This is a genomic window from Ruegeria sp. CH11, assembly GCF_056537105.1.
On record NZ_JBQFQX010000001.1, the window covers coordinates 113,028 to 128,354 of the forward strand.

Here is a 15,327-nt window from a genome sequence, read left to right on the forward strand (position 1 = left end):
GGTTGGGCTAGGTGGGAAAACGCACAGGTATATGTGCTATTCTGCGGAGGAAGCCTCAATTTGAGACATGATTTCACCGATCACTTTTGCCCATAATTCAGGAGGTTGAGCACCTGGTACAGCATGCTGATTGGCAACGATGTAAGTTGGCACCGAGGTCACCCCCATCTCGCGAGAATGGCTGTCGCGCTTGCTGATATCTTCGCGATCCGCATCGGATTTCAGCAATTTCTGCACAACGGCCGCGTCCATGCCCACGCTGTCTGCGATGTCGCCCAGAACTTCATGATCGCCGATATCCCGCGCTTCGACGAAATAGGCGTTGAACAGCGCGTCAACCACCGCATTCTGTTTGCCCTCAATTCCCGCCCAATGGATCAGGCGATGGGCATCGAGCGTGTTGGGCGTGCGCTGCATGCCTTCGAAATCGATCTTGAGACCGGCGTTTTCGGCATGTTCGACCACGGGCGCATAGGCGCGCACGGCACCGTCCTTGCCGCCGAACTTGCGCTCGAGGTATTCGCGACGGTCCATTCCGTCGGCGGGCATGTCCGGGTTCAGCTGAAATGGGTGCCATTCGATTACGAACGGGTGGTTGGGCACTTCGGCCAGCGCCTTGTCCAGATGGGTCTTGCCGATATAGCACCACGGGCAGATCGGGTCGGACATGATATCAAGCTTGACGGTCTGGGTCATTCGGATGGTGCCTTGAAATAGGCCGGCAGGGCCCGGCGCAGGAGTTTGCCGTTGCCTCCGGTGGGAAGCGCGGACAGGTGAACAAAGGCGCGCGGCTGTTTATAGCGCGCCAGATTTTTGGACACATAGGCGCGTAACGCTGCCTCGTCCAGTTTTTCCGGCCCGGTATAGAAGGCGGCGATGACGGATGTGTCTTGTTTGACTTCGACCGCGGCTGCGCCGACCTGCGAAATGCCAGGGTATCGGGCCAGCACCGACTCGACCTCGACCGGGGAAACACGGTAGCCACCGGCATTCATCATGTCATTGTCGCGGCCCAGATACGTGATCTGTCCGTCGACGGTCATTGCGCCCTGATCGCCGGTCAGGAACCAGTCGCCCTGCATTCGGCTGGCGGCCTCGTCCGAAGCGTTGAGATAGGTCAGCATCAGGCCCGGGTCGTCGCGATGCACGGCGATGGTGCCTTCCTGACCCTGCGGGACCGGTCCGTCAGGACCTAGGATTGCGACCCTTCGGCCCGGTTGTGGCTGGCCCAGTGCCTCGCCACGGGTTGGATGAGTCGGGCTCGACGAGATAAAGGTCGAGCATTCGGACATGCCGTAGGCTTCGTAGAGTTCAGTGCCCGTCACCCGGGTCCATTCTTCGTGCAGATGGCGAGACAGTTTCTCACCCGCGCACAACCCGTGGCGCAGATCGGGCAGGTTCGGCAGGTCTGGCCGTTGCAGTATCTTGCGGAACACGCCCGGTGCGGCGGCGAAAATCGTGGCTTGGTTTTCTTTCAGAAGCTCAGGCAACGCGTCCAGATCAGTACCTGGTTGCGGGATCAGGGCAGTCGCGCCAATGGCCCAGGGATCCATCAGCCCAGTTCCCAGCGTATAGGTCCAGTTGAACGCCCCGGCGTGACACAGACGATCCGAAGGGCGCAGCCCGTACCAGCCATCAACCATCATCTGCCGCGCCCATATCGCGCGATGCGCATGGGCCACCGCACGGGGTTTGCCCGAAGTGCCAGAGGTGTAGACCACATAGCCCAGCCGGTTTGGATCCCCCATCGCAAAGGCGGCAGGGGGCAAGTTCCGCATCTCGGCCAGTTGCTCCAATCCGATCTGATGCGGATGAGGTGCACAGGCTATTCCGAGGTCCCGCAGGACAGCCGTGGGCGACAGGTCGTCAATGATCCGCGCGGTTTCGGGTTCTGTCAGTTGCGATGAGGTCGGTATCGGGATAATTCCGACCGCAATGGCAGCCAGATAGGCGATTGGAAACTCGACGCCATTGCCCAGCCGCATCAACACCCGATCACCGGGTTTCAGACCCGCTTTCAGCAATCCGGTTCCGGTGCCCAGAATGGCGGCCTGCAGTTTGCCATAGCTCCAGTCCTCTGACCCGCCTGCGGACAGAACCGACAAGGCCGTCTTGTCTGCCAAAGCGGGGGCATGGCGCATGACATGCGCCGCCATGTTGAACGGGGTGGGGCAGGGTGCTGGTGGGCCCTGATCGAAAATGGACAGCATGTGTCTTGGCTAGCGCGGCGGCAGCCGCGTTGCAAGCGCGTGCTGCTGGCCCTATAGAGTTGGCCATGACGACAAGTGATCCCAAATCCCTGATCCGCATCGCGCGCGACAGTGGCGAGCCTGCCCATGTCGAGCCCCTTGACCTTGGTGCGCGCGTTCGCGAGCTGCGCAAGGCACGTAACTGGACGCTGGAACAGGCCGCCACGCAGGCGGGGCTGGCGCGATCAACGCTCAGCAAGATCGAAAACGGGCAAATGTCCCCAACTTATGACGCGCTGAAAAAGCTGGCGACGGGACTTGAGATTTCGGTGCCTCAACTGTTCACTCAGCCGCAAAGGGGTCAGGTGCTGGGGCGCATGGCCGTGACCAAGGTGGGTGATGGTACTGCACATGCAACCGCCACCTACGAGCATGAATTGCTGGCTGAGACCCTGACCAACAAACAGATGTTGCCCTATCGTGCCCGGGTGCGCGCGCGATCAATGGACGAGTTTGACGGATGGGTGCGCCATGATGGCGAAGAGTTTCTGTATGTGCTGACCGGTGTCGTGCGGCTTTATACGGAATATTACGAACCCGTCGAAATGCGCCGGGGCGACAGCGCTTATTATGATGCCAGCATGGGGCACAACGTCGTTTCGGTCAGCGACGAAGATGCTACTATCCTGTGGGTGACGTCACTTGCCTAAGGCCAGGTTGACTTCGCGGTTGAGCCCTTCGGTAAACAGGAAATCCTCAAGCTCTTCCCGGGCTTCGTTCACGGTCAGATGATGGCGCTCGGCCAGGTACGCCTCGAACCGCTTGCGGTCGTCTCGCATACGCGCCATGTCCTTGTCGCGCAAGTTCGGGAACCTGCGTTTCGCGCGCGCGTAGCATGCGCTCCAGTCTTGTGTCAGATCAGCCCAGTTCAGCATCTGCGAGCCTTCCTTTGATGACGTTTCAGGATTGCTCTCCCCGGTACAAGCCTACGAATGCCTCCATGTCGCAGCGCACATGACAAAATGTCGCAGGCTGAATGTCGCGGGTTTGGGAACAAAAAACCCGCTGCGGATGACCGCAACGGGCAGACGGACCAGCTTAAAAGTGAGTGGCGGTTGGTCCGTTTTTCAGAAGGCTTTGAATAACGGAGAACCGCTATCTGCCATGTAAAATAAGCGTTTCTTTGCCTTGAATTATTCCATTCCTTGCATGCAACGTAACCAATTACCCACGAGCCAGTAAACCCCTTGTGTCAAGTTTGTTCAAAGTCGCAGTTATTGTGGTAGAGGCAAGGTTTTGAGGATCTTGCGCATTCTCATACCATGTCTTGGGCATTCGTCGACTGTGCTGATTTCCGCCGAAACCAACGCGCAGCGTACTTTACGCTACGTCACGGAGGGGTGTCTTGCGCTCATTGGCAGCTATTTGACAGCGACGAGGCGGAACGCGACCACGCCTCCCCATCCGAGAACGAACGTTGCGGGCCGATCAACGGCCTAGTTTTCGTACCACCAGATCTGCGGCATATATTCCGGCCCGTCGCCGTAGATGGGCAATGTGTCCGGGAATTTCAGCTCTTTTGCATGGGCGATGCGCCCGACATCAAAACTCCAGATCGGGATAACATAGCGCCCGGCTGTCAGAACCCTGTCCAGCGCCCGCGTGGCGGCCACAAAATCATTGGGGTCTTCCGAGGTCAGCATGGCGTCGATCAACCCGTCAACGGCGGGCGATGCCACACCCATCAGGTTTCGTGTTCCCGGCGTATCAGCGTTCTCGCTTCCCCAGTACAGCCGTTGTTCGTTGCCCGGCGACAGAGACAGCGCGCGACGGAAATTGGTCATGTCGAAATCCAGTTCAGACGTGCGGCCCGCATATTGAGCGCTATCTACGGTTTCCGTCATCACCTGGATGCCCAAACGCTCCAGCGCGCGGGCATAAATCTCGATGGCAGTGTGATTGTCGGTGTCTCCTTGCTGCAGAAGGACCGTGATCAAAAACGGCTCGCCCTTGTCATTTTGCAGCACGCCGTCCTGAATGGTCCATCCGGCCTCGGCCAGCAGTTTGGAGGCTTTGCGGATATTGGCCCGATTGCGTGCCGAACCGTCGCCCTGGGGCGGCGTGTAGCCTTCGAGCGTTCCGGGCAGCAAGTCATCTGCGTAAGGTTCCAGCAATTCCCTGACGCGACCTGTAGCCGGTCCGGGCTGCATCGCCAGATCGGAGCCCGAGAAATACGAGGTGATCCGGGGCTGCGCGCCGCCGGTTATCGTGTCGTTGATGAACTCGAAATTGAAAGCCAGCGTCAGCGCTTCGCGTATGCGCCAATCGTCAAAGGGCGCTTTGCGGGTGTTCATAACAAAACCCGTCATGCCCGAGGGTTTACGATGCGGAATCTCGGTTTTGATCACGTCGCCGCGCTGGACCGCCGGAAAGCCATATTGGCCGTCCCATTTGTCAGCATTGAACTCACGTACGGCAGAAAGCTCTCCGGCTTTGAAGGCTTCGAACAGAACGGTGCCGTCGCCGTAGAACTCGATCCGCATGTCATCCAGGTTCATCGTGCCGCGCCGGAAGGGGATATCGGCCCCCCAGTAATCGGGGTTGCGGCGCAGGTTCACGTATCGGCCTGCTTCATAGTCATCGATCACGTAAGGGCCGGTTCCAACGGGAATGTCCTGCAAGGGCGCGTTGGCGAAATCCTTACCCTCCCACTGAGCCTTTTGCAGGATCGGGCGCAGGCCTGCGATCAGAGCAAGCTCACGGTCTTCTTCGTTAAAGGTAATCCGGACGCTGCGCGGTCCGGTTTGTTCGATACTGTCGATCTTGCCCCACAGCCCGCGATACCGAATATGGCCTTCGGTCCCAAGCGTCTCATATGACCAGATGACGTCATCAACAGTGACCGGGCTGCCATCCGAGAATCGGGCGTTTTCGCGCAGGGTAAATTCGACCCACGAGCGGTCCGGTGCGGTCTCAACCGATTCGGCTAACAACCCGTAAAGAGTGAAAGGTTCGTCCCAGGACCGCCCCATCAGCCCTTCATGCGTCCAAAACCGCAACTGCCAGGGCGAGGTGCCTTTCTGAACAAAGGGGTTCAGACTGTCATACCCTCCGGTATTGCCAAAGACGACCTTGCCGCCCTTTGGGGCATCCGGGTTGGCATAGGGTAAGGACACAAAATCCGGTGGTAGGGCCGGGTCGCCATACATAGCTATGCCATGGGCCGAATCTGCATGAGCAGTCGAGGCCAGAAAAATTGCGGCGATTCCCGCGATCAGACGCTGTGCGGGGCGTGAATAAAGGGGGCGCATTTTGGAAACAATCCTGCTCTGGCCTTATTTTGTTGGGATTCACCGTAGCCATGATTTTTCATATTATCAAACTTTTAGCTTGGATGACGGCACGGAATTGCTTATAAAGGTTGCACTGCTCGATAGGTTTCTTGCCTGTATGAAACCTGCCTCAATAACTTAACGCCCGCTTCGCGCGGGCGTTTTTTTTGGTTCAGGCGGCCCCTGCGTAAGCTGGCAAGTCAAGGTGATGTTTCCCCGTTTTCTTTGCAGGTGCAGCATGGCACTGTGTCGACAAACCTGACTCTGTAGGAGAGACAAGATGAGCCTTACGGGAAAAACTGCAATCATCACCGGATCCAATTCCGGCATCGGCTTGGGTGTCGCGCGTGAATTGGCCAAGGCGGGGGCTGACGTGGTGCTGAATTCCTTTACCGATCGGGATGAGGATCACGCCCTGGCCGCCGAAATTGCCAAAGAGACCGGCACCAACGCGCGCTATATCAAGGCGGATATGTCCATGGGCGATGAGTGCCGCGCGCTGATCGAACAGGCGGGGGCCTGTGACATATTGGTGAACAACGCGGGTATCCAGCATGTCTCACCCATCGATCAGTTCCCGGTCGAAAAGTGGGATGCGATTATCGCGATCAACATGAACTCGGCTTACCACACTATGGCAGCGGCTCTGCCGAAAATGCGCGCCGCCGGGTGGGGGCGTGTGGTCAACATCGCTTCGGCGCACGGGCTGACGGCCTCGCCCTACAAGGCCGCCTATGTGGCGGCGAAGCACGGTGTCGTGGGTATGACCAAGACTGTGGCGCTGGAAACCGCGCAGGAGCCGATTACAGTGAACGCGATCTGCCCAGGCTATGTGCTGACGCCACTGGTCGAGGCGCAAATCCCAGACACGATGAAGGAATACGATATGAGCCGCGAGGACGTCATCAAAAACGTCATGCTGGAACGGCAGCCATCCAAGGCGTTTGCGACGGTCGAGCAGCTCGGCGGCACCACAGTGTTCCTGTGCTCGGACGCAGCGGCGCAGATTACTGGAACAACGATCTCGGTCGATGGTGGTTGGACGGCGTTGTGAGGTTGCTTGGGGGCGCTGCCCCCAAACCCCCGGAGTATTTGGGAAAAGATGAAGGGGCATGGTCATGAAACGGATCAATCTGGCATTGCAGGGCGGCGGTGCGCATGGCGCATTTACCTGGGGTGTGCTGGACCGGCTTCTGGATGAAGAGGATATCGAGGTTGCGGCGATTACTGGAACCTCGGCCGGAGCGTTGAACGGCGCAGCGTTCAAATCGGGCATGGTGCGTGCCGGGCGCGAGGGCGCGCGCGAAACGCTGAACGGGTTGTGGAAACGTATGGGCGCAGTAGGCGATATGCGCATTGCCCACTGGATGCGTGGGCTTGAGCCGGCGCATATTGCGCAGGCGATCGAGTATTCGGTGCCGTTTTCCATGGCGGATGCGTGGTCGCGGCTGGTTTCGCCCTATGCTTATGGTCCGTTTTACCGCAATCCGCTTGAGCCTGTCGTGGACAACTTCAATTTCGACGAAATTTGCGCCGACGATGGCCCGGGGCTGTTTGTTTGCGCTACATGCGTGCGCAGCGGCAAGATTCGGGTGTTCACCGGTCACGAGATTTCGACTGATGCCATTCTGGCTTCGGCCTGCTTGCCCAATCTGTTTCAGGCCGTTGAAATCTATGACCCGAAATCGGGACGGAAAGAAGCCTATTGGGATGGCGGCTACACCGGGAACCCGGCGCTTTACCCTCTGTTTGGGGGCGGCTTGCCCGATGACGTGGTGATCGTGAATATCAACCCGCTGGAACGGGATGAGGTGCCAAAGACCCCTCAGCAAATCCAGAACCGTATCAACGAGATCAGCTTCAACTCGTCGCTGTTTCGCGAGTTGCGTGCGATCAGTTTTGTCCAGCGGCTTTTGCAGGAAGGCAAGCTGAAAGCGGGCGAGATGAGCCGCGTTCTGGTTCACATGATCGCGGATGATGAACTGATGAATGATCTGTCGGCAGCCACCAAGACGGTACCAAATCCAGTCATTCTGAACCGGCTGAAACAGGCAGGGCATGCGGCGGCGCATCAATTTCTACGCGACCACAAATCTGATCTGGGTCAGCGTAGTACCGTCGACCTGCCAACGATGTTTGGCTGATCATTCAGGCGGTTGCGTCGGGTCTTTGTCGTTGGGATAGACAAGCCCAGCCGAGATCACCAGCTTGGCGGCGTCTTCGATGGACATGTCGAGCAGGATCACATCTTCGGCCGGAAAGAACAACAGAAAGCCGGATGTGGGGTTGGGCGTTGTCGGGACAAAGACGCTTAGCAATTCGCCCCCTGTTTCGGCGCGTTCGCTCACCTCACCCCGGGCCGTGGTAGAGACAAAACCGATGGCCCAGATGCCCCGGCGCGGATATTGGATCAGGCAGGCCTTTTCGAACGAACGCTCGGTCTGTGCAAAGACGGTTTCAGAGATCTGCTTGATCCCGGAATAGACCGAACGGACAACCGGCATGCGATCCACAAGGCTTTCGGCGAAATGGATCAGCGACCGGCCAAGAATGCCCTTGGCGATCCAGCCAACGATGACTGTGAAGATCAAGAAAATGACAACGCCAACGCCGCGAAGGTTTATGCCGACATATTCCTGCGGCTGAAAGCGTTGTGGTACCAGCGGCAGAACCGCGCTATCGATCCACCCGACAACCGACCAGATCAGCCAGACGGTCAGCCAGACGGGCGCGATGACGACGATCCCGGTCAGAAACGACGCGCGTAGGCCGGCGAACAGCCCGGGCCGGCGATTGGGTTCTTCGTCAAACGGTGTGTTCATGGCTGTGCTGAGCAGGCGATCCTGAGTGGTTTGCGGAATTAGTTAATCAGTCCGGACGCTTGGTACAATAGGGCAGCGTCATGCCTTGTCTTTGACCAGCGCGATGGCGATCGCCGCCGCCAGCCGCGCATTGTTGCGAACCAGCGCAATGTTTGCGGTTAACGAGCGGCCTTGGGTCTGCTCGTAGATCCGTTGCAGCAGATAGGGCGTCACACCTTTGCCAGTGATCCGATGGGTGTCTGCGTCGCGCTGCGCGGCGGCGATGATCGGGGCAAGCTCTTCGGCCGGGATCTGATCCGCCGTTGGGATCGGGTTGGCCACAAGCTGCCCGCCCGGCAATCCAAGCGCACGCCGGGTTGCGTGGGCTTTTGCGATTTCGTCGGCGCTGTCCATGCGCAGGGGCGCGGCAAAGGGGGATTTCGCAGACCAGAAGGCGGGAAACTCATCCTGCCCGTGGGCGATGACGGGCACGCCGAGGGTCTCCAGCACCTCAAGGGTTTTCGCCAGGTCGAGAATCGCCTTGGCCCCGGCGGCCACCACCGTCACCGGAGTCTGTGCCAGTTCGTGCAGGTCGGCAGAGATGTCGAACGAGGTCTCGGCCCCCTGATGTACACCGCCGATCCCGCCGGTGGCGAAGACGTCAATGCCAGCGTACTGCGCTGCGATCATGGTTGCCGCCACAGTGGTGGCACCAGTGCCACCGGTCGCCATGCAGGCAGCCATGTCGGCGCGCGACAGTTTGGCGACACCCTGGGCCTGACCCAGCGCGCTCAACTCGTCACTCTCAAGCCCCACATGCAGCCTGCCTTTGATCACGGCCATCGTCGCCGGAACCGCACCGGCGTCGCGGATATCCTGTTCGACCTGTGCCGCGACCTCGATATTCTGAGGGTAGGGCATGCCGTGGGTGATGATTGTGCTTTCCAGCGCGACGATGGGATGACCGGCCTCTTTCGCAGACTGGACCTCGGCGGAATATTGGATGTCGATCACAGGGGAGTATCTCCGGAAACATAGGTGGCCGCGGCTTTCAACGCCCGGGCAAGCGCCGTTTCGTCGTCTGCACCGCTGGTCTCGGCAGCGATATGGGCCGCCATGAAAGTGTCGCCTGCGCCGGTCACGCGCGTGACCAGAACGGACGGGGGTGTTTGGGTCAGGATGCCCTGCGCTGATCCCACGGTGGCCGAATTGCCGCCATCCGTGACCAACACCCGCAGCGCGCCACGATCCAGCAGCCCTTTGGCGGCAGACGCAGAATCGGCGAATTCGCTTCGGCACAGCAACCCGGCTTCTTCCAGATTGACGTATAGCGTTGCGCGAGCGTGTTTGAGGAAGGGCAGCAGCCGTTCGGCCTTGCCCGGTGACGCTGGGGCAACCCGTAAATCGGCGCGGGCAAAGGCGGGGCTTTGGGCAATCTCTTCCAGCAGGTCCAGCGTCAGGTTTCCGTCCAGCGCGATCGGGCCTTCATAGGGCGTGTTTTCATATCCCAAGGGGCCGTGCATCAGCGGGCGCAGGATCTTGGACCCCGCAGCCTCAAGCGAGTGGGCATCCGCGATAGCCGCGATCAGACCATTGGCCCCTTCGACTGCCATGTATCGGTCAGTCGGCAGGTCTTGCGAGCGATAGATATGGTCCGTCACCAACCCGAGCCGTACGCAGGCATGCACCAGTTCATCGCCTTCAGGATCGCGGCCGACGGCAGTTAGCAGCGTCGGGGTCATCCCAAAACGCACCAGCGTCATCGCGATGTTCAGGGCGACCCCGCCCGGCAGGCGCGTGATCCGCCCGGGCACATCCGATCCCTGCCGCATGGCGCTGGCTGAACGTCCGATCACGTCCCACAGGACCGAGCCGATACACAGGATATCACTGTTCTGGTTCATGCCGAACTCATGCCGCAGCCCTGACGCGGGTGCAAGGGTTAACGCTCACATCGCGTCTGACAGTGTCTTGAGTGCGGCCAGAGGGTCATCCTGTGACCAGATTTCCTGACCGACGCCGAAGAAATCGGTGAATGGGGCGATGGTGCTGATCAGGTCCGCGCTTAGCCCGCCTTCGGCCACCACGGGAACCTCGATCATTTCGGACCACCATTGAAACAGGTCCTGTTCCGCACGTGTACCGTCGCCCAGCGACGCCGCTCCGACAGGGCCGAATGCCACATAGTCCGCACCAGCCTCGCCCGCGGTCATGCCGTCATGGCTGGACGCGCCGCAAAAGCTGCCGACGATCGCATCTGCGCCCAGTTCCTTGCGCGCTGCCCGGACCGAGCGTGCGGCGTCATCCAGATGCACCCCGTCCAGCCCCAAACGCTGCGCCAGCAGAACATGGTTCGAAATCACCAGCGCCACGTCGCGCGCATGCGCCACCTCTCGGCAGACATCCGCAGCGCGTGAGATCGCATCTTCGTCGCTGCCGGCCAGTGCCAGGCGAATGCAGGCGATATCGGCCCCGTCCAGTACACGGGCCAACTGATCGGGAAAGGTGCTTAGCGCGATGGTTGGTGGAGTAATCAGGTAAATCTGCGGCTGCTCGGGGGTGTCCATTGGCGCATCCTTCGGCTTTTGGTCTTTGGCGGGGTTTAGCGGATTGCGGCAGGGAAGCAAACTTAATTGCCAGCCCAGCCCGAATTGGCGGACGGAACCGGCAAGGGCGGCTTGCCCTTCCGCCAAGCGGCTATTAGAGCAGGCGGAACTTTCGGAGTAAGCCATGCCCAGCGATAAATCCCAACCGTCCTTCGTGCTTGTGCGCCCGCAGATGGGTGAGAACATCGGCGCCGCCGCGCGGGCAATGTGGAATTTCGGTCTGGACCGGATGCGGATCGTTGCGCCTCGGGACGGATGGCCGAACCCTCGGGCCGTGGCGATGTCCAGCGGGGCCGGGCGTTTGCTGGACGAGGCGCAGTTGTTCGACGATCTCGCCGGATCGCTTGCCGACAGCACCTTTGTCTTTGCCACCACGGCGCGCCAGCGCGGCCTGACAAAGCCCGTTTACAGCCCCGAACGCGCCATGCAGCTTGCCGCCGAGAAGGTCGCGGCGGGCGAGAATGTCTCGGTCCTCTTCGGGCCAGAACGTGCCGGGCTGGAGAACGAGGATATTGCCAAGGCAAATGCGATCATCTCGGTGCCGGTGAACCCGGAATACGCCTCGCTCAATCTAGGGCAGTGCGTGCTGCTGACCGCCTATGAGTGGATGCGACAGACCGGAGACGTGGTGCACGAGGCCACCGATTTGGGCAAAGGTGACTGGGCCACAGGTATCGAGGTCGAGAAATTGGTCGAACACTATGAAGACCGGCTGGAACAGGCTGGGTTCTTCTACCCGCCTGAAAAAGCCGAAGGCATGAAGACCAATCTGCGCAACCTGTGGTCGCGGATGCGGATGACGCGGGCGGACGTACAAATGCTGCATGGGATCATGCGGCAGATGGTCCGCTGGAAGGAGAAGGGCTGAGGGTGGACCTCGGCGTCCCTTCACCCTAGCTTGCGACGAAATCCAAGGCACAAGAGGACAGCATGAGCGGTAAGCGCAGCATCTTCGAAGACGTCTCAGACACGGAAAAACAACAGAGCATTCAACCGGGTATGATTGATCGCGGGCGCGGTGGCGCGCGGTCGGCCATTCGCGTCTGGCTGATGATCCTGTTTGCGCTGGTTGTCGTCATGATTGCCGTTGGCGGCCTGACACGCCTGACCGATAGTGGCCTTTCGATCACCGAATGGCGTCCGATCACAGGGGCGATCCCGCCCATGACCGAAAGCGACTGGCAGGCCGAATTCGAGAAATACCGCCAGATCGACCAATGGCGCATTCAGAACCAGTGGATGGAGTTGGATGATTTCAAATTCATCTACTGGTGGGAATGGGGCCACCGCCAACTGGGCCGGGTGATCGGTTTGATCTGGGCTGTTGGATTCTTTGGTTTTCTGGTTGCTCGGAAGATTCCGACAGGCTGGACCGGAAAGTTGCTGATCCCCGGCATCTTGGGCGGCGTTCAAGGTGCAGTCGGTTGGTGGATGGTTGCTTCGGGCGTTACGCAGGGTGAGGGCATGACTGCCGTCGCCAGCTATCGGTTGGCCGTGCATCTCGGGCTGGCCTTTGTCATTCTCGGTTTCCTGGCCTGGTATGTCTTTGAATTGGGCCGGCAAGAGCGCGACCTGATGCAGGCCCGTCGCGCGAAAGAGGCGCGACTGTTCTCGCTCTCTACCGGGCTGCTGCATTTCACCTTTTTGCAAATACTCATCGGCGCCATGGTCGCCGGGATCGACGCCGGGCGGTCTTACACTGACTGGCCCCTGATCGGCGGGCAGTTGCTGCCGCCCGATGCCACCGCGTTAGAGCCGATCTGGCGCAACTACTTTGAAAGCCCGGGTCTGGTACAGTTCATCCACCGCTGCGTTGGCTATCTGCTGTTCGCCTTTGCCGTCGTGGTCTGGCGGCGTGGCAGCACCAGCGCGCACCCGCAAACGCGGTTCGCTTTCAACGCCGCCTTTGCCGCGATTTCCGTGCAGGTGGTCATTGGCATCCTGACCGTGGTCTATGGCGCACCGTGGCAAATCGCGATCGTCCATCAGTTCCTGGCCGTCGTAGTCTGGACCTTGATCCTGCGCGCGCGCTTTCTGACCGCCTATCCAATCGCAACCTCTATCCGCGGAGCATGATCCAGATGACAGCTTTTGACGACCTGATGGCCTATCAGCGCGAAACCTCGGCCCTGGGGCAGATTGCCGGACGCTTGGGTTGGGATCAGGAAACGGTGATGCCGCGCGGCGCCGCGGCGCAACGGGCCGAAGAGATGGCCGCCATCGAGGCGGTCCTGCATTCCCGCCGTGCAAACAAACAAGTGGCAGAGTGGCTGGATCAGGCAGCCCCGCAGGACGAGGTTGGCAAGGCACAGCTACGGGAAATCCGCCGGGCCTATGATCGTGCCGTAAAAGTTCCAGCCGACCTGGCAACGGCGATTGCCCGAGTGACCTCGGCTGCGCAGGGAAGATGGGCGCAGGCACGCGCGGATGAGGATGTTTCCGCCTTCCTGCCGGTGCTGCAAGAGGTCGTATCTCTGAAGCGGCAAGAGGGTGAGGCGCTGGCCCAGGGTGGCAACATCTACGACGCCATGGTTGAGGATTATGAGCCCCATACGACCGGCGCGCAAATTGCCGGGATCTTCGACGAAATGCGCCCGCGACTGGTCAAACTGCGTGCAGCCGTTCTGGATCGCCCGGAACCACCGGCGCTGAGCGGCAGATTCGATGCACAAGACCAGATGCGCCTGTCGCAGAAATTGGCGGTTGCCTTCGGCTATGACCTTGACCGGGGGCGGGTGGACAAGGCGGTGCACCCGTTCAGCTCGGGCAGCGGGTCCGATGTGCGTATCACCACGCGCACCGCCGAGGATGACCCGTTCAACTGTTTCTATTCGACCATTCACGAGGTCGGCCATGCCGCCTATGAACAAGGCATCGACCCGGTTTATGCGCTGACGCCATTGGGGCGCGGCGTGTCGATGGGGGTTCATGAAAGCCAGAGTCGGATCTACGAGAACCAACTCGGCCGCTCGCGTGCGTTCACGGGCTGGCTATTTACCCGGATGACCGAGGTATTCGGCGATTTCGGAATCGCCGATGCAGATACGTTCTACGCGACGGTAAACCGCGTCCATAACGGCTATATCCGGACCGAGGCGGACGAAGTGCAATACAACCTTCACATCATGCTACGCTTCGATCTTGAGCGCGCGCTGATGACAGGTGATTTGCAGGTCGCTGATCTTGAAGCCGCATGGAATGATCGGTTCGGGGCTGATTTCGGATACGCCGTCGACAAGCCGTCAAACGGGTGTTTGCAGGATGTGCATTGGTCGGTTGGCCTGTTCGGCTACTTCCCGACCTATTCTCTGGGCAACGTCTATGCAGGGTGTTTGTATCAGGCGCTGCGAGTAGCTGTGCCTGATCTGGACCAGCAACTGGCCCAAGGCGATACGAGCGGGGCAACAGGCTGGTTGCGCGAGAATCTGCAACAATATGGAGGGCTGTATGCCCCCCGTGAGACCATCCAGCGCGCAAGCGGAATGGAGCCCGGGCCTGAGCCATTGTTGGCGTATTTGGAACAGAAATTTGGGTCGCTATACGGACTTTAGCGCTGCGGCTGTTGAAGGGATCAGCGAGGCCGTTTTAGTTCAACGATCGATCTGATGGAAAATTGTGTAATGTCTGCAATGAGCGCCTGAGCGGAAAAATCAGGCTATTATGTTCTGGAAGGTATGAACCGGGTCTTCAATAAAGATTGCGGCTTGCGAGCAGCGAAAGCCCGGTTCAAACCTATTGACTGCCAACTTGGCTGACCCAAGATTCAGAATGGTCCCATGCCATCATAGGTCACAGGTAACGCTTGGTCCGAGGCCCAGGTATCGCGGGCCACCCTCCAGACACCATCTTCCTCAAGACGATAGATGTTTATACCGTTGCCCGTATCGACGACGCTTGTACCACCGTTGCGCGGTGTGTCCACGACACGGTAGGAGTAACGCTCAAACGCCCAATCCCCGGCCACTACGAACTCCAATGGCGTCTTTTGCCACTGGGTCTCGAAATGCTCGAAATAGCCAGCGATCCAAGGACTGGCGGCCTCCTTTCCTTCGATTGCAGGAGAATTTGGGGCAAGTAAGACGACATCGTCGGTTACGGTCGCCAGCACCTTCCCAAGGTCGTTTGAATTGATTGCCGCGAGGTAGGCATCATGGGCTTTGCTTGCCGTGTCGGTGGGCGTTTCCGCAAGTGCAAGTGTTGTATTGCAGATGACAGCGAGAGCGGTCGCGTTGATTTTTGCAAGGGACATTTGATTGACTCCTCTGTTCGTAGGGTGGCTTGATAACGTATCTGGGCTAAATGTTTTCTTGACCCTCAAGGTTAGGTGAGCCCATTTTGCAGTTAAAAACGGTGAAACGTGAGTCACGAATATTTTGATTTCTTTAAGTTCAGGTACTAA

At 59.4% G+C, this 15,327-nt stretch carries 15 protein-coding genes; 6 read left to right on the top strand and 9 right to left on the bottom strand.

Annotated features, from left to right (window positions below):
• Positions 1 to 36 precede the first annotated feature (36 nt).
• Positions 37 to 696, bottom strand: a complete 660-nt coding sequence (locus ACR0LX_RS00580) for a DsbA family oxidoreductase (protein ID WP_480782147.1) — start codon at positions 694 to 696, stop codon at positions 37 to 39.
• Complete coding sequence (locus ACR0LX_RS00585; protein WP_480782148.1) at positions 693 to 2,210, bottom strand: class I adenylate-forming enzyme family protein; 1,518 nt, start codon at positions 2,208 to 2,210, stop codon at positions 693 to 695. The genes ACR0LX_RS00580 and ACR0LX_RS00585 overlap by 4 nt, the downstream gene beginning before the upstream one ends.
• Before the next feature lie 65 nt (positions 2,211 to 2,275).
• Here ACR0LX_RS00585 and ACR0LX_RS00590 point away from each other — a divergent pair, with 65 nt between their 5' ends.
• Positions 2,276 to 2,899, top strand: a complete 624-nt coding sequence (locus ACR0LX_RS00590) for a helix-turn-helix domain-containing protein (RefSeq protein ID WP_480782149.1) — start codon at positions 2,276 to 2,278, stop codon at positions 2,897 to 2,899.
• Here the strand turns inward: ACR0LX_RS00590 and ACR0LX_RS00595 are convergent.
• A complete protein-coding gene (locus ACR0LX_RS00595) occupies positions 2,888 to 3,124 on the bottom strand; it encodes a hypothetical protein (protein ID WP_480570112.1) in 237 nt (78 codons plus the stop codon). The genes ACR0LX_RS00590 and ACR0LX_RS00595 overlap by 12 nt on opposite strands.
• 561 nt (positions 3,125 to 3,685) lie before the next feature.
• Positions 3,686 to 5,500: an extracellular solute-binding protein gene (locus ACR0LX_RS00600; RefSeq protein WP_480782150.1), complete on the bottom strand. Its 1,815-nt coding sequence runs from the start codon at positions 5,498 to 5,500 to the stop codon at positions 3,686 to 3,688.
• A gap of 301 nt (positions 5,501 to 5,801) precedes the next feature.
• On the opposite strand from ACR0LX_RS00600, the gene ACR0LX_RS00605 reads away from it, so the two are divergent.
• Positions 5,802 to 6,575, top strand: a complete 774-nt coding sequence (locus ACR0LX_RS00605; RefSeq protein ID WP_480782151.1) for a 3-hydroxybutyrate dehydrogenase — start codon at positions 5,802 to 5,804, stop codon at positions 6,573 to 6,575.
• A 64-nt stretch (positions 6,576 to 6,639) separates the two neighbouring features.
• Positions 6,640 to 7,665 (top strand): patatin-like phospholipase family protein, encoded by a 1,026-nt coding sequence (locus tag ACR0LX_RS00610; RefSeq protein WP_480782152.1) that lies wholly within the window; start codon positions 6,640 to 6,642, stop codon positions 7,663 to 7,665.
• Here ACR0LX_RS00610 and ACR0LX_RS00615 read toward each other — a convergent pair whose 3' ends face one another.
• The 4 genes from ACR0LX_RS00615 to ACR0LX_RS00630 all read right to left on the bottom strand — a co-directional run bounded on the left by ACR0LX_RS00615 (position 7,666) and on the right by ACR0LX_RS00630 (position 10,889).
• The gene (locus ACR0LX_RS00615; RefSeq protein ID WP_480570100.1) at positions 7,666 to 8,343 is read right to left on the bottom strand and encodes a DUF502 domain-containing protein; all 678 of its coding nucleotides are present in this window, start codon (positions 8,341 to 8,343) and stop codon (positions 7,666 to 7,668) included. It lies immediately after the preceding gene.
• A 78-nt stretch (positions 8,344 to 8,421) separates the two neighbouring features.
• Positions 8,422 to 9,336 carry a pseudouridine-5'-phosphate glycosidase gene (locus ACR0LX_RS00620; protein ID WP_480782153.1) on the bottom strand — a complete coding sequence of 305 codons (915 nt, stop codon included), beginning with the start codon at positions 9,334 to 9,336 and terminating at the stop codon, positions 8,422 to 8,424.
• Positions 9,333 to 10,226 carry a PfkB family carbohydrate kinase gene (locus tag ACR0LX_RS00625; protein WP_480782154.1) on the bottom strand — a complete coding sequence of 298 codons (894 nt, stop codon included), beginning with the start codon at positions 10,224 to 10,226 and terminating at the stop codon, positions 9,333 to 9,335. The genes ACR0LX_RS00620 and ACR0LX_RS00625 overlap by 4 nt, the downstream gene beginning before the upstream one ends.
• A gap of 45 nt (positions 10,227 to 10,271) precedes the next feature.
• A complete protein-coding gene (locus ACR0LX_RS00630; protein WP_480782155.1) occupies positions 10,272 to 10,889 on the bottom strand; it encodes a thiamine phosphate synthase in 618 nt (205 codons plus the stop codon).
• Between the two features lie 163 nt (positions 10,890 to 11,052).
• On the opposite strand from ACR0LX_RS00630, the gene ACR0LX_RS00635 reads away from it, so the two are divergent.
• The 3 genes from ACR0LX_RS00635 to ACR0LX_RS00645 all read left to right on the top strand — a co-directional run bounded on the left by ACR0LX_RS00635 (position 11,053) and on the right by ACR0LX_RS00645 (position 14,479).
• Complete coding sequence (locus ACR0LX_RS00635) at positions 11,053 to 11,796, top strand: RNA methyltransferase (RefSeq protein ID WP_480570088.1); 744 nt, start codon at positions 11,053 to 11,055, stop codon at positions 11,794 to 11,796.
• A gap of 62 nt (positions 11,797 to 11,858) precedes the next feature.
• Positions 11,859 to 13,004, top strand: coding sequence for a heme A synthase (ctaA, locus tag ACR0LX_RS00640; RefSeq protein WP_480782156.1), 1,146 nt, complete (start codon positions 11,859 to 11,861; stop codon positions 13,002 to 13,004).
• 5 nt (positions 13,005 to 13,009) lie between these two features.
• Positions 13,010 to 14,479: a carboxypeptidase M32 gene (locus ACR0LX_RS00645; protein ID WP_480782157.1), complete on the top strand. Its 1,470-nt coding sequence runs from the start codon at positions 13,010 to 13,012 to the stop codon at positions 14,477 to 14,479.
• Positions 14,480 to 14,691: 212 nt separating this feature from the next.
• Here the strand turns inward: ACR0LX_RS00645 and ACR0LX_RS00650 are convergent, their stop codons facing one another.
• The gene (locus ACR0LX_RS00650; RefSeq protein ID WP_480782158.1) at positions 14,692 to 15,177 is read right to left on the bottom strand and encodes a YybH family protein; all 486 of its coding nucleotides are present in this window, start codon (positions 15,175 to 15,177) and stop codon (positions 14,692 to 14,694) included.
• Positions 15,178 to 15,327 lie beyond the last annotated feature (150 nt).

What these genes read in the sequence shown, in the direction of transcription:
- ACR0LX_RS00600 (WP_480782150.1), bottom strand. Translation starts at nt 5,500, where the DNA reads ATGCGCCCCCTTTATTCACGCCCCGCACAGCGTCTGATCGCGGGAATC.
- ctaA (WP_480782156.1), top strand. Translation starts at nt 11,859, where the DNA reads ATGAGCGGTAAGCGCAGCATCTTCGAAGACGTCTCAGACACGGAAAAA.
- ACR0LX_RS00635 (WP_480570088.1), top strand. Translation starts at nt 11,053, where the DNA reads ATGCCCAGCGATAAATCCCAACCGTCCTTCGTGCTTGTGCGCCCGCAG.
- ACR0LX_RS00630 (WP_480782155.1), bottom strand. Translation starts at nt 10,889, where the DNA reads ATGGACACCCCCGAGCAGCCGCAGATTTACCTGATTACTCCACCAACC.
- ACR0LX_RS00610 (WP_480782152.1), top strand. Translation starts at nt 6,640, where the DNA reads ATGAAACGGATCAATCTGGCATTGCAGGGCGGCGGTGCGCATGGCGCA.
- ACR0LX_RS00645 (WP_480782157.1), top strand. Translation starts at nt 13,010, where the DNA reads ATGACAGCTTTTGACGACCTGATGGCCTATCAGCGCGAAACCTCGGCC.
- ACR0LX_RS00650 (WP_480782158.1), bottom strand. Translation starts at nt 15,177, where the DNA reads ATGTCCCTTGCAAAAATCAACGCGACCGCTCTCGCTGTCATCTGCAAT.
- ACR0LX_RS00615 (WP_480570100.1), bottom strand. Translation starts at nt 8,343, where the DNA reads ATGAACACACCGTTTGACGAAGAACCCAATCGCCGGCCCGGGCTGTTC.
- ACR0LX_RS00605 (WP_480782151.1), top strand. Translation starts at nt 5,802, where the DNA reads ATGAGCCTTACGGGAAAAACTGCAATCATCACCGGATCCAATTCCGGC.
- ACR0LX_RS00595 (WP_480570112.1), bottom strand. Translation starts at nt 3,124, where the DNA reads ATGCTGAACTGGGCTGATCTGACACAAGACTGGAGCGCATGCTACGCG.
- ACR0LX_RS00590 (WP_480782149.1), top strand. Translation starts at nt 2,276, where the DNA reads ATGACGACAAGTGATCCCAAATCCCTGATCCGCATCGCGCGCGACAGT.
- ACR0LX_RS00585 (WP_480782148.1), bottom strand. Translation starts at nt 2,210, where the DNA reads ATGCTGTCCATTTTCGATCAGGGCCCACCAGCACCCTGCCCCACCCCG.
- ACR0LX_RS00580 (WP_480782147.1), bottom strand. Translation starts at nt 696, where the DNA reads ATGACCCAGACCGTCAAGCTTGATATCATGTCCGACCCGATCTGCCCG.
- ACR0LX_RS00625 (WP_480782154.1), bottom strand. Translation starts at nt 10,226, where the DNA reads ATGAACCAGAACAGTGATATCCTGTGTATCGGCTCGGTCCTGTGGGAC.